Consider the following 12,341-nt stretch of genomic DNA (forward strand, 5'->3'; position numbering starts at 1 on the left):
CCATCACCGTTATGCGCGATTCGAAGATCCTGATCGCGGGCGTGACCGGGCAGGTCGCCACGCCCGTCGCCCAGGCGCTAGCGGCCAACAATGAGGTCTGGGGCATTGCTCGCTTCACCGACGCCGCCGCGCGCGCCGGCCTTGAGCAAATGGGTGTTCGTTGCCAAACGGTCAACCTGGCAGCCGCCGACTTCACCGGGGTTCCGTCCGATTTCGACTACGTGCTCAACTTTGCGGTGGCCAAGAGCGGTCACTGGCACCGGGATCTCGAGGCAAACGCCGAGTCTGTTGGCCTGCTGATGGCGCACTGCCGCGAGGTGCGGGCTTTCCTGCATTGCTCGTCAGCGGCCGTCTACGATCCGCCGGGCGACGATCTGCGAACCGAGCGGACCGCACTCGGCGACAACCACAAGCTGCTGTTCCCGACCTATTCGATCGCCAAGATCGCCGGGGAGGTTGTTGCGCGGTCAATGGCACGTGTTCTGCAGGTACCGACCACTATCGCCCGTCTCAACGTCCCCTACGGCGACAACGGCGGATGGCCGTACTTCCACATGGAGATGATGCTGGCCGGCATGCCGATCCCGGTTCCGCCGGGCGGACCGGCACGCTATAACCCAATCCACCAGGACGACATCATTGCCACCATCCCCAAACTGCTTGAAATTGCCTCGGTTCCGGCGATCACGCTCAACTGGGCCGGTGACCAGATTGTCAGCATTCAACAGTGGTGTACCTACCTGGGTGCGCTGATCGGCACCGCGCCAGAGTTCGCCGAGAGCGGTGAAGCGTTGCGCGCTAATCCCGTTGACGTCAGCCGCATGCACGAACTCATCGGCGGCACCACGGTGGATTGGCAGGACGGGCTGCGGCGAATGGTAGCCACGTTCCACCCGGAGTCGATGGAAGGCTAGTGAAACCCGGCGGTCACAGATGCGCCAGCAGTCGTTCGGCAAAGGCCTCGGGGTGTTCCCGATGCATGAAGTGCCCACCTTGGACTTCCTCGACGATGTATTCGTTCTCGAACATCCGGGCGGCGCCACGATAGTCCGACGGCGCGACAATGGGATCGTCAAGCCCGGCAAACACTATTGTGGGCACCGTGATCCGCGCCTTGAGTGAGGCCGAAGGGATGGGGGAGAGCCTGCGGTAATAGCCGAACGCGGCATTCAGACTCGCCGGGTTGGCGAAGGTCGCCCGGACGGCGTCGAACTCACTGGGATCAGGATGCCAGGTCGGCGACCAACGTCGATAGATAGCCGGAAGTGCTGCAAAGTCATTACGCGCAAACCGCTTCGGCGCACCGGGCAGCTTATAGGCCGCGAAATGACGGACGCCCCAAAGCTTCTTCAGTGAAGGTCTGACCGCCGCTGGGTGCGGAATTCCGATGACGAAGAGCTTGGTCACCCGGTCCGGACGAAGTGTCGCCGCACCGTAGGCCGCCGACGCACCCCAATCGTGCCCGATGACGACAGCATCACGCGCATCGAGCGCCTCGATCAGCGCAAGAACATCGCGCGTCAGGGTCTCTTGGTCAGGGTCGCGGTCTGGCACCGCGCTCGGCTGGTAGCCGCGCAGGAACGGGCTGACCGCGCGGTAGCCCTTCGCCGCGATGCGCGGACGAAGATCATCCCACGAGTGCGCCGTGTCCGGGAACCCGTGCAACAAGAGCACCAGCGGTCCGCAGCCCTCGGCCAGATAGCCGAACTTGAGTCCATTCGCGTCGACAAATTGCGTCGCACCAGCCATGGCTTGGGGACCCTACGCCATTGGAGCCATGGGGGCCACTGTGCATAGACAGATAAGCCTCGCCGGCGCAAGACGCCCGGAGGGCAACCGCCGCGGGTTCGGCCCACCCGGACGCTACCGACGCTTCGCGGATGTCGACGAAATCTATTGCTAATCCACGGTGACAGGAGATCGCTGTGTCGGTCGGCTTTGCCGTCGCATCATCGCGATAGTGTTACGCCGGCAACCCCGGTGGTGATGCGGATGCCGCACAGGCCGGCCCGCGAGGAGGAGTACTAATGGAATCGGTGGCCGCGCAGCCCAGCGTGCGCGGCCAGCCTTGGCCGTATCTGGTAGGCGCTATCGCTCTCGCGGTACTAGCCGCTTGCGGTCTGGTATTGCTGGTAACGGCACCACCTTCGAATTCCGGATCGATGAACCTGGCGACGCGATCCAACTGGGCGCTGGCGACAACCCTGCCGGCCAGCGCCGACTTTCCGGCCGATTGGGGCTATTCGTTGACCGGGCGGTTGCAGCGCGCGTCGCCCGCAGACTCGGCAATGCTGAGTGCCCCGCCCAATGCGGGCCCGGCGCCGCACTACGAGCCGGTCGCGTGCGGCAGCATCCCGAGGATTCTTGACCATTCCGGCGACGCGCTGGCCGCATACGTGCAAGTCGACCGATATGCCCAACTGTTTGTGCAGGATGCGCCCGCGGCGTATTTCGCCGCAACCGGGGAAGGTCGTGAGCACGGGCCCAATGCTCGTTTCGCCATCTGGGTCGTCCCGGACGCTTCAACCCGGATCACGAATTACGTTGACTGGCTTAGCCATTGCTCCTCCTACCAAGTTACTAATTACTTTCTCGACGGCCAGGCCAAAAACCGTCGGTCCGTTACCGCTCAGGTCGAAGAACGCTTCGCCACGGGCGCCGACGCTGCGGTGGCAGTCTCCCGAACGTTCACCACCGCCAGCAGCCGCGACCCTGCATTGACCTACCACGTCATGTATTACGCGGTGCGCGGCGTGCTCCTGGAATGCACCATCTACCTGGAGGGCAGCGACCTCAATCTGGTGCACACGCTGGCCACCCAAACGATGCATCGGTTACGGGCACTATGAACAATCCTTCACCACGTTGGCCATGGATGTTCGCCGCCGCGCTGTGCGTGCTGGCAACCGCGGCGGTCCTGATCACCGCCCCCGCCGTACTCGGCATTTGGCATCGCGGCGTCTCACACGCGGTCCCGCCGACCCCGAAGCTGGCCACATTGAGTGACCGGCAATTGTCGAAGCTGCTACCCCAGCAAGGCGAGTTCCCGTCTACCTGGACGGTCAGCGATATCAAAGAGCTCTCGGAAACGTTCGGCTACTTTCGATATCAGGTGTCCGACGAGGGCCTCGGCATCAGTCCTGTCGAATGCTTCGGGGTGGTGGGCGTGGCGTCCACCGGCGCTTTCGACGCCGCCGAAGTGTTCGGACACGACCCCGCTGATCCGCCGGAAGTCGCCGACCGTCGAGACGTCCGCCTGACGATCGGCCGCGAATTCGAATCGGGCGGATTCGACGCCTTCATCAGCCTGGTCTCGCGGTGCCTGCGATTCAGCAGCGCCGGCGCCGGTTCCTATGCGGTCAACATTCTCGAAGACTCTCGCCCGGTCGGCGGACCCCAACGATTCCGCTACTCGGTCACCACCACGATCAGCGGCGAACCCGCGGACGCGACCCGGATCGATTACTACGCGTACGCACGTACTTCGGGTCTTGTCCTAACCGGTACCGCCAGCAGTGGACACCAAGAAACCTTCGACACGCTCTTCGACAACGCATTGTGCCGGATCTCACGCCGCGCGCTGGCCAATCCTTGAGCCCTGGCGGTCAGCGTGCAGTTATCAATCCTGATTAGCGCCGGATCCCTGGAAGTAACGACGCACGCATCCGGTAGCCGCGACCGCCGCCGCGGTGCCGATCACGGCCCACAGCACAAATTGGACGGCCATCGCGCCCAGGTACCAGCCGAAGGTCATCGAGATATAGATCAACCAGATCAGCCGGAAGAACGACCACGCCGGCCACCAGACCACAGCTGATTCCGATCGCCAGGCTGGGTTGGGGATCGATGCGGCGGAGCTTTTCTTCGATACTGGCCGGGACGATGTTCACTTGCTCTGTTCCATTCGTGCAGCGCCGCCTCGCTGGCAGCGTCGTTGCCGCGAGTACAGACCCGCCGGCCGGCTACCGATCACAAAAGGGACCACGACGCGGCCCGCGCGTCAAAGGAACCGCCATGCGGCGTCTCTAGCGCTACGCCAGGAAGGCACCGGCCGATGTGATCACGTCTCCGGCGGCCACATCGCTCTTGGTGAGCCTCGAGAAGAGCAGGCCAACGTTGTCCCCGGCCCGCACCGTCTGCAGCTTTTTGCGGAATGCCTCGATGGCGTCCACCCGCACGTTTGGCCCGTCGTTGATCCGCACCTCGCCTCCGACGCTCAACTCCCCGTATTCCACCCGGCCGGTGGCCACGATGCCTCGACCGCGGATGAAGAAAACGTCCTGCACAGTCATGCGAAACATGTGCGGCACGCTACTCGCCCAATCCGATGTCGCCCCCGAGGTTGGCCCAAAATGCCACACTAATCACGTGAGCGACAGAGGGCTCGGCTACGCCCGCAACGGCGATGTTCGCCTGGCCTACCGAGTGTTCGGTGAGTCGGGGCCGACGGTTGTCTGGGCCCCCGGGTGGATGATCGGCAATGTCGACACGATGGATCATCCCGACAGCCCCTATGCGCGTCTCATCGAACTCATGTCCCAAATAACCCAATTCGTCGTCTGGGATCGGCGGGGCACCGGCCTGTCGGATCCGGCGACGCACCTGCTGTCGCTGGACGAACGCATGGACGATCTTTCCGCGGTTTTGCACGCGGTCGGGGGAGACCGGCCAACGCTGGTCGGCTCCGGGGAGGGAGGTGCAATCACCCTGTTGTTCGCCGCCACCTTTCCGGAAGGACTTCGATCACTGGTGCTGTGGGGTACGGCGGCGCGGTACTCGCAGGACCTTCCCGATTTCCCATGGGGGTTCACCCCGGCCGAGCTCCAAGCACAGTTGGACGACATCGACAACCATTGGGGAGAAGGCGCGCTTTTCGAGCTCTTCCACGGGGAGGCATCCGACGTTGCCGGTGCACGGGAAATGTTCGGAAAACTGCAGCGCTCCACGATGAGTCCGGCGATGGCCAAGCTTTGGTGGCGCGCCCTGACGGAGGTGGATGTCCGCGGGGTTCTTCGCTCGGTGCGGACCCCCACCCTTGTGCTGGCTCGTCCGGGTGATCGGTTGGTGCCGGCCGAAGCCGCGGCCGCGCTGGCCGCGGATCTACCACATGCCGAATTTCATTCCTTGCCGCCGGGCCCGCACAACGGCGCCGACATTATCGACGAACTCGTTTCGCACACACTAAATTTCGTTTGCGATACTCCGAGCGCGCCGACCCAAGAACGAGTACTCAAGACGGTGATGTTTACCGACATCGTCGGTTCGACAGAAAAGCTCAGCGCGCGTGGCGACGCACATTGGCGACATCAACTCGATAACCACGACAGAGTGGTCGACTACCTACTGTCTCGATACGGTGGCATCCGGGCCAATCACACTGGCGACGGCATATTTGCCCTGTTCGACGCCCCCACTCGAGCGGTGCGGTGTGCACTTGACCTGGTACCAGCCCTCGCCACACGGGCCATACCGATCCGCGTCGGTGTGCATACCGGAGAATGTGAGAGGCGTGGCCCGGAATGGAGCGGCATGGCGGTTCATACCGGTGCCCGCATCGGCGCATTGGCCGGCGCTGGCGAAGTATTTGCCAGCCGCACCGTGCGCGACCTATCGGTCGGGTCGGGCCTGGTGTTTGAGAACCTTGGCCCGCACCGGCTCAAAGGCCTGCCCGAAGAAATCGATGTCTGCCGGGTAACAATTGGAAACTGACCACATGGGCTGGTTTCAACGAGCGCGTAAATCTACTGCGGGCCAACGGATCACGCGGGCCGATCGCCGTAGGACCAGCGACCTACTGGCCGAACTCAACGCGATCGACACAGGGCGGGAGCGGCTCGCCCGCGAAGGGTTGGCGGGGGTCGCGACGATCGTCGCAATCCATCGGGATGTGGCAACGACGACGCTGGGAACGTGGCACGAGTTCGAATTGGATGTCCAGCTACCACGGCGCGCCGCCTACCGCACGACACGGCGCATTGCGATCGAGCTGTCGACAGCGCCACATCTCACGATCGGCGCCCAGGTGCCGGTGCGGGTGGATCCGCGTGACCGGTCCCAAATCCTGGTGGTGGCCAGGCTATAGGGGCAACACAGCGCCCGCAGGCGTGCGTGTTTTACCCCCAGATACGCACAAAATCGACACGCATCTCGGCCGGGTAGCTCCCCGGGCCCGGGTCGCCGCCACCCGAGCCAGCAACCGCAAGGTTCAACACTGGAAACATCGTGTAGTCAGGGTCATTGAACGGCCAATCAGGAATTGAGCGCGCCTCCACCGTGAAGTACGGCGGAGCTCCGTCAACGTAGTCCTGCCAGAACCTGATGCCGGTCTCGTCCCATTGGCATCGCCACGTGTGCCATCCGTTATCCAAGGCAACGTTGCGGGTCCTCCACTCCGAGCCGTTGGCCTCCGCGTGCACCGTGGTTGCCGAGGGCCAACTCCCGTTGCCATACCACTCGACGATGTCAATTTCGCCACGATCCTCGTTACCCAACCACCACACGGGCCAGCAGCCTGCCGTCAAGCAGTCGAACTTGATCCGGGCTTCCCAGGTATGGCCGATGCCGCCTCGCCACGGACTCTGGATTTTGCCGGCATAGTAGGTATCGCCATCCTTTGCGGCGCGGATGACCAGGTTCGAGTTGCCGTCGAGGAATACGTTTTGCCGGTCGTCGCGGTACTGCCCGACGTTTTCGGGTTGCTCCCAGTACGTCGGGTCCTTCATCTCCTCGCGCGCTCGCGCCACGATCCACTTCGACGGATCGGGGGCCGATCCGGCCGGACCGTCGAACTCGTCATGGAAGAGATACGGTCCCGATTGGTCATTGGGCGCCGGCGCCGCGGGCATACCTCGTTGAGACGGGCCGGCACTCGCTTCCGGGACGGGCATGGCGGCGGCCAGCACACCAAAGCCGGCCATCAGCATCATCTGACGACGATCCATATCGGCCATAACCAGGCACGATAGCAGCCCGGCGCGCCGCCCGAAAGCGTTGTTTTGAGTCCGATGGGTGCTGCGTCTAGCCGGCTACTTTGACCACCAGCTTGCCGACGTTCGTGCCGTCGAACAGCATGTTGATGGCGGTGGGCAACTGCTCGAAACCTGCCACGACGGTTTCCAGCGGAGTAAGTCTGCCCTCAGCAATCAAGCCGGCGATCTCCGCGGTTGCCTCGGGTGCTCGACCAAGGTGATCGAGGATGATGAAGCCCTGCAGGGTGGCGCGCTGAACGAGCAGATTGCCGAACGCGCGAGGGCCGGCCGGCGGATCGACCGAGTTGTAGCCGGAAATGAGGCCGCACAGCGCGACCCGCGCTCGAATGCTGAGGCGCGCGAAGATCGCGTCCATGATGTCGCCGCCGACATTTTCGAAGTCGACGTCGATCCCGTCGGGCGTCGCCGCGGCCAGTTGGGCCGCCCAATCGTCCGCCCGGTGGTCGACGGCAGCATCGAAGCCCAGCCGTTCAGTGAGCAGCGCGCACTTTTGCGGTCCGCCGGCGATCCCGATGACGCGGGCCCCATCGGCCTTGGCAAGCTGACCGGCCACCGATCCGACGGCCCCTGCTGCCGCCGAAACGACCACCGTCTCGCCGGGGCGCGGTTTGCCGATGTCACGGATGCCGATCCAGGCCGTGAGCCCGGTCATCCCCAGCGCACCGAGGTAGGCGCTGGGGGAGACGCCCTCGGCCACGTTGACCGGCAACAACGGCATGGTCTCCGAGGCGACCGCATACTCCTGCCAGCCGACGAGGCCCTGCACCGTTTGACCGACCCGGTAGTTCGGGTTTCTCGAGGCAACGACCTCACCCAACCCGGCCGCTCTCATCACCTCGCCGATGCCGACAGGCGGAAGATAGGAGGGCATGTCGTTGATCCATGCGCGGTTGGTTGGATCTAGTGAGATCCAGTCGACGCGTACCAGCGCCTCCCCCTCGCCGATCTCGGGGATCGGCGCCTCGCTGAGTTCGAAAGTTTCGGGACCGATGCGTCCGGTGGGCCGCGCGCGAAGCAGGAATCGGCGATTTCGGTCGGTCATGCCCGCACCGTACCCCACCCGAATCCGCCGACATATGCCCTGCGCTTCGTTTGGGTCGGGCTGGCGGTGATCTCGGCATTCGGTGCTATAACGCATCTATGGCAGGTAGGCCGGGAATGGGTTCTAGTGATGCGCATGTGATCACCCATGTGTCCGATACGGCTCGGTGGACGGCGTTGCATCGGGCGACCGAGACCGAACGCCCCGACGCGCTGTTCCACGACCACCTCGCCAAACGTCTCGCCGGCGAACGGGGCCGTGCCATCGTCGCGGCCGTGCCACGTACCACCCGCAATGGTTGGTGGCTGGTTGCGCGCACCAAGATCATCGATGACGCGATTTCTCAGGCGATCACCGACGGCTGTGACCGGGTAGTGAATCTGGCCGCCGGCTTGGACACCCGACCATATCGCCTGGATCTGCCTCCCGATTTCAGCTGGATTGAGGCAGATCTGCCCCAGTTGCTCACGGAGAAAGCCCGGCTGCTTTGCGACCAGACACCACGCTGCCAGCTGACCCAAAGCGCCGTAGACCTGGCCGATTCGCGCGCACGGGACGCATTTCTTACCGTCGCTCTCAACGGCGCCAACAAGGCATTGGTTCTGACCGAAGGCCTATTGATGTATCTCGAAGAGAGCGACGTCGTTGCGCTTTCGGAGGCAATACGGCAACCCGCAGTCGGTTGGTGGATGTTGGATTTCGCCAGTCCCGGTCTGACGAAAATGATGAACAAGAAGATGGCCGGCATGCTGCGTAATGCGCCCTTCAAGTTCGCACCCGGCGACGGATTGGCCTTCTTTGAGAGCCTTGGCTGGCACGTTGCCGAGGCAGAATCACTGTTTGCCGCCGCGCGCCGCTTTCACCGGTTGCCGTGGTCGATGCGCCTAGTTCAGTGGCTGCCACAGCCGAATCCGCGGGAACCCGGCCGCCGGCCCTGGGGCGCGGTCACCCTGCTTACTCATTGAGGCTCATTTCAACTCACCGAGCCGATTCCAACCGCACAACACCCCGAAACTGGTCCGTTGACGGCCTGAGTGCCGTTACCGCGCTCTCAGGATCGTCGCGGTGGGTCCGCCGGCCTAGGACCACCCGCATTTCGCCGGCATATCCGCAAAACACCAGTTCAGCGAGGTTTTAGTGATCGATTTGTGCGTCGTTTGTGCGTCGGCGGGACAACCCTGTTGTGGGGGATAGATCGCATTACCGTCCAAAATTCACGGCTAATTCTCATGTTAAGACACGGTTTGATCACAGATTTGCTGGGAATGCTCGACAGCAGGTTGCACAACGCAGACACCCGAGTCAGCCGATGAGAGGAGTTGACGATAGTGGCGAATGCATCAGGAGCGACGGTGATTTTTCTGCAATCACACCCCACCTGGGTTGCCGCCCAGCAGCGCGAACGTCGACGCTTCGAAGAGATGCAACGCCACCCCGCGTATTTGGCATATGTAGCCCGGCAGCGCGCCGCCGCAAATGGTGGCGACGTGGGCACCAGTGCCTGGTCAAGTGCGGACTCGCCCGCCTGACGTCTGGACAATCTGTAGTTATTGCACTTCCGTTAGGCCGCGTTCGGCAGAAATAGCGCTCCCGCCCAATCTCCGTATTCTGAAACGGACTACCAGAAGAGCGTAAGAGAGCGCCATGTCTCAACACCCCGCTACTGCCCGCGCCACATTTCCGGGGATTAGTTCACGTGCGTGGGAACATCCTGCGGACCGGACCGCATTGTCGGCGCTGCGTCGCCTCAAAGGTTTCGACCAGATTCTGAAACTGCTGTCGGGGATGCTGCGGGAGCGCCAGCACCGGCTGCTCTACCTGGCCAGCGCGGCACGCGTGGGCCAACGACAGTTCGCCGATCTCGACGCGCTGCTCGAAGAATGCGTGGACGTCCTGGACGCACCGACCAAACCCGACCTGTTTGTCGCCCAATCGCCGGCAGCGAGCGCTTACACCATCGGCATGGACCACCCGTTCATCGTGATCACGTCCGGACTCTACGACCTCCTGACTCATGACGAACTGCGCTTCGTGGTGGGCCATGAGCTCGGCCACGCGCTGTCCGGTCACGCCGTATATCGCACCATGATGATGCATCTGATGCGGTTGGCGCGGTCGTTCGGCTACCTGCCGATCGGCGGCTGGGCGTTGCGTGCCATAGTCGCCGCGCTGTTGGAATGGCAGCGCAAATCGGAGCTGTCCGGAGACCGCGCCGGGCTGCTGTGTTGTCAAGATTTGGACACCGCAATGCGCGTGGAAATGAAGCTCGCCGGCGGCGGTCGGTTGGACAAGCTGGACTCGGAGGCGTTCTTGGCCCAGGCGGCCGATTACGAACGGTCCGGCGACATGCGTGACGGGGTCCTCAAACTGCTCAATCTTGAGCTACAGACCCATCCGTTTTCGGTGCTGCGGGCGGCGGCGTTGTCCAAGTGGGTGGACAGCGGTGGCTACGGGTTGGTGATGTCGGGCCGCTATCCGCGACGAACCGACGACGAGCGCGCCTCGTTGTCCGACGACATCGGCGAGACCGCTCGCCACTACAAGGACGAGTTCGACCAGTCCGATGATCCGCTGATCAAAGGCATTCGGGACGGTCTCGGCGGCCTCGTCGATGGCGTGGGACGGGCCGCGACGAGTGCCGCGGGCTCGTTGGGTCGCAAGATCAACGAGTGGCGGCAAACCCCCAGGGCAAATCCCTAGGTAGCGGCTCGATTCGCCCGACCCGGTCGGGGTGAACGCGGCTCGCTTCGGCCGGTCGGTCGCCCGGCCAGGGCCTTCGCACCGGTTAGAGCTTGCCCGCGACGAAGTCGGCCGCCTGGTTGGCCATCCCATCCTGGATATACGCGCTGGCCAGATGCTGCGGCCAGTTCTGCTTCCAGGTATTCGGATCGGTCGGATTGCAGACCGGATCAGATCCGTGGCACAACTCGATGGTCCTGTCGTTGTAGATCGGGCTGAAGTTTGTGATCGGGCCCACCCACTGACTTCCGTTACCGAACAACGCGACAGCGGCGATGTGCTCATCGGTACCCGCTGGCAGCGGGTTGTCGAATCCGAATGCGGACATGGGCACTGCGAGCACCACATCGGTGACGGCGGCGCCGAGCGAGTAACCACCCAACACCAGGCGGGTGTCGGGGCAGGAGTTGGCCATGTATTGAACGTGCCGGCTCATGTCGTTCGCGCCGACGTCTACTTCCGTATCGGCGGGGTACTTCACCGCGTACGTGCCCATGCTTTTGCCCCCGACCCTGGCGCTAAGAGCGTTGATGAAGGCGTTGCCGACCGCGCCCGGTCCCGGCGATTCGAATCGGCCGCGGGCAAAGACGACTTCCACTTGGGGACAATTGGCCGCCGCGGCCGACCGTGTTGCCCCCGGCGTCCCGGGCGGTAGCACCGCGGCAGCGACGGTCAGCATGGCGGGAATCGCAACCGCCGCCAGGCAAATACCAACCGCATTTCGGCCCAGTAGAGCGTGCACAGGAAAATGGTAGCCATTGAGGCCCGTCGGTGCGCTGCCAATCTGCAGTCACCAAAATCGGCCCGAAATTCCGACCCGAAATCGACAAGGTCGCAATTCCGTCAGGGGGTCGCGCGTACCGATCGGAACACGTAACGCACCCGCATGGCCGCCGGGTCAGCGGACGGTAGCCTTGCGGAATCATGACCGACATCGTCGTCGTCAAGGTCAAGCCGAATAGCCGTAAAGGGCCCCGGGTCGAGTCAGACTCCGACGCTGGGCTGATCATCTATGTGCGTGAGCCGGCGGCCGAGGGCAAGGCCAACGAGGCGGTCGCCCACCTGCTGGCCGCCCATCTGAAACTGTCGAGAAGCCGAGTCGAATTGGTCGCCGGCGCGCGCTCACGGCTCAAACGCTTTCGTATCAGGCCATAAATCGGCCACCACCCGCGAACACCCAAGACCTGCGCGGGTTTTGGCCAAGGCGTGTCTGGCACGTGATCTTGCCGCGACAGCGACCGACGATGCTCTTTTCATGACAGCGCCGCTGGCGATCTTCGCGCTGGTGACAACACTGTGCATCGGTTACCACTTCGGTCGCCGAGCCGGGTCGATCACCTCGACCAGACGCAGCCGCGCGCGCACGACGACGCTTGCCGGCGCGGCGGGCGGCCTGCTGGTGTTCCTTCTTGTTCGCCGTCTCCGCCGCAGCTTGCGCACCAGAGGGGTGATCGCCAACTCCATCGCTACCCGGGTGCTCCGAGCCTTCGACCCATTGGGGTTCCAGCGAGTTGTCGCCGCGCGGCTACTTGGTCGGTGACTACCTCCGCAGGGCTCTACCCTGCAAGCAG

General features: G+C 63.6%; 16 protein-coding genes. 10 read left to right on the plus strand and 6 right to left on the minus strand.

Translation table 11 applies throughout. From position 1 onward, the window contains the following. Positions 1–11: 11 nt before the first annotated feature. Positions 12–914 (plus strand): NAD-dependent epimerase/dehydratase family protein, encoded by a 903-nt coding sequence (locus MB901379_RS12915; RefSeq protein WP_158017059.1) that lies wholly within the window; start codon positions 12–14, stop codon positions 912–914. Positions 915–927: 13 nt separating this feature from the next. Here MB901379_RS12915 and MB901379_RS12920 read toward each other — a convergent pair whose 3' ends face one another. Beyond that, a complete protein-coding gene (locus MB901379_RS12920; protein WP_158017060.1) occupies positions 928–1,749 on the minus strand; it encodes an alpha/beta fold hydrolase in 822 nt (273 codons plus the stop codon). A 278-nt stretch (positions 1,750–2,027) separates the two neighbouring features. Here MB901379_RS12920 and MB901379_RS12925 point away from each other — a divergent pair, with 278 nt between their 5' ends. Together MB901379_RS12925 and MB901379_RS12930 are read left to right on the plus strand one after the other, a co-directional pair. After that, positions 2,028–2,849: a hypothetical protein gene (locus tag MB901379_RS12925; protein WP_158017061.1), complete on the plus strand. Its 822-nt coding sequence runs from the start codon at positions 2,028–2,030 to the stop codon at positions 2,847–2,849. Then, positions 2,846–3,595 carry a hypothetical protein gene (locus MB901379_RS12930; RefSeq protein ID WP_158017062.1) on the plus strand — a complete coding sequence of 250 codons (750 nt, stop codon included), beginning with the start codon at positions 2,846–2,848 and terminating at the stop codon, positions 3,593–3,595. Before MB901379_RS12925 ends, MB901379_RS12930 begins: the two co-directional genes overlap by 4 nt. 24 nt (positions 3,596–3,619) lie before the next feature. Here MB901379_RS12930 and MB901379_RS12935 read toward each other — a convergent pair whose 3' ends face one another. Both MB901379_RS12935 and MB901379_RS12940 read right to left on the minus strand, forming a co-directional pair. After that, positions 3,620–3,811 (minus strand): hypothetical protein, encoded by a 192-nt coding sequence (locus MB901379_RS12935; RefSeq protein WP_232021832.1) that lies wholly within the window; start codon positions 3,809–3,811, stop codon positions 3,620–3,622. 220 nt (positions 3,812–4,031) lie between these two features. Next, positions 4,032–4,301 carry an EF-Tu/IF-2/RF-3 family GTPase gene (locus MB901379_RS12940; protein WP_158017063.1) on the minus strand — a complete coding sequence of 90 codons (270 nt, stop codon included), beginning with the start codon at positions 4,299–4,301 and terminating at the stop codon, positions 4,032–4,034. Positions 4,302–4,368: 67 nt separating this feature from the next. On the opposite strand from MB901379_RS12940, the gene MB901379_RS12945 reads away from it, so the two are divergent. Both MB901379_RS12945 and MB901379_RS12950 read left to right on the plus strand, forming a co-directional pair. After that, positions 4,369–5,709, plus strand: a complete 1,341-nt coding sequence (locus MB901379_RS12945; protein WP_158017064.1) for an adenylate/guanylate cyclase domain-containing protein — start codon at positions 4,369–4,371, stop codon at positions 5,707–5,709. Between the two features lie 4 nt (positions 5,710–5,713). After that, positions 5,714–6,082 carry a hypothetical protein gene (locus MB901379_RS12950; RefSeq protein ID WP_158017065.1) on the plus strand — a complete coding sequence of 123 codons (369 nt, stop codon included), beginning with the start codon at positions 5,714–5,716 and terminating at the stop codon, positions 6,080–6,082. 31 nt (positions 6,083–6,113) lie between these two features. On the opposite strand, the gene MB901379_RS12955 is transcribed toward MB901379_RS12950, so the two are convergent. Together MB901379_RS12955 and MB901379_RS12960 are read right to left on the minus strand one after the other, a co-directional pair. Next, entirely contained in the window at positions 6,114–6,950 is an 837-nt protein-coding gene (locus tag MB901379_RS12955) for a glycoside hydrolase family 16 protein (RefSeq protein ID WP_158017066.1), read from the minus strand. 67 nt (positions 6,951–7,017) lie between these two features. Further along, complete coding sequence (locus tag MB901379_RS12960) at positions 7,018–8,031, minus strand: NADP-dependent oxidoreductase (protein WP_158017067.1); 1,014 nt, start codon at positions 8,029–8,031, stop codon at positions 7,018–7,020. A gap of 116 nt (positions 8,032–8,147) precedes the next feature. Here MB901379_RS12960 and MB901379_RS12965 point away from each other — a divergent pair, with 116 nt between their 5' ends. The 3 genes from MB901379_RS12965 (at position 8,148) to MB901379_RS12975 (ending at position 10,731) form a co-directional block, all read left to right on the plus strand. Further along, positions 8,148–8,996 (plus strand): class I SAM-dependent methyltransferase, encoded by an 849-nt coding sequence (locus tag MB901379_RS12965; protein WP_174237017.1) that lies wholly within the window; start codon positions 8,148–8,150, stop codon positions 8,994–8,996. Positions 8,997–9,383: 387 nt separating this feature from the next. Then, positions 9,384–9,560, plus strand: a complete 177-nt coding sequence (locus MB901379_RS12970; protein ID WP_232021833.1) for a hypothetical protein — start codon at positions 9,384–9,386, stop codon at positions 9,558–9,560. 115 nt (positions 9,561–9,675) lie between these two features. Further along, on the plus strand, positions 9,676–10,731 hold the full coding sequence (locus tag MB901379_RS12975) for a M48 family metallopeptidase (RefSeq protein ID WP_158017070.1): 1,056 nt from the start codon (positions 9,676–9,678) through the stop codon (positions 10,729–10,731). A gap of 85 nt (positions 10,732–10,816) precedes the next feature. Here the strand turns inward: MB901379_RS12975 and MB901379_RS12980 are convergent, their stop codons facing one another. Then, the gene (locus MB901379_RS12980; RefSeq protein WP_158019137.1) at positions 10,817–11,449 is read right to left on the minus strand and encodes a cutinase family protein; all 633 of its coding nucleotides are present in this window, start codon (positions 11,447–11,449) and stop codon (positions 10,817–10,819) included. 245 nt (positions 11,450–11,694) lie between these two features. Between MB901379_RS12980 and MB901379_RS12985 the strand changes: the two genes are divergently transcribed. Both MB901379_RS12985 and MB901379_RS12990 read left to right on the plus strand, forming a co-directional pair. After that, positions 11,695–11,925, plus strand: a complete 231-nt coding sequence (locus MB901379_RS12985; protein WP_158017071.1) for a DUF167 domain-containing protein — start codon at positions 11,695–11,697, stop codon at positions 11,923–11,925. A gap of 100 nt (positions 11,926–12,025) precedes the next feature. After that, positions 12,026–12,310 (plus strand): hypothetical protein, encoded by a 285-nt coding sequence (locus MB901379_RS12990; protein ID WP_232021834.1) that lies wholly within the window; start codon positions 12,026–12,028, stop codon positions 12,308–12,310. The last annotated feature ends 31 nt before the right edge of the window (positions 12,311–12,341 follow it).

The organism is Mycobacterium basiliense, from assembly GCF_900292015.1.
GTDB lineage: Bacteria > Actinomycetota > Actinomycetes > Mycobacteriales > Mycobacteriaceae > Mycobacterium > Mycobacterium basiliense.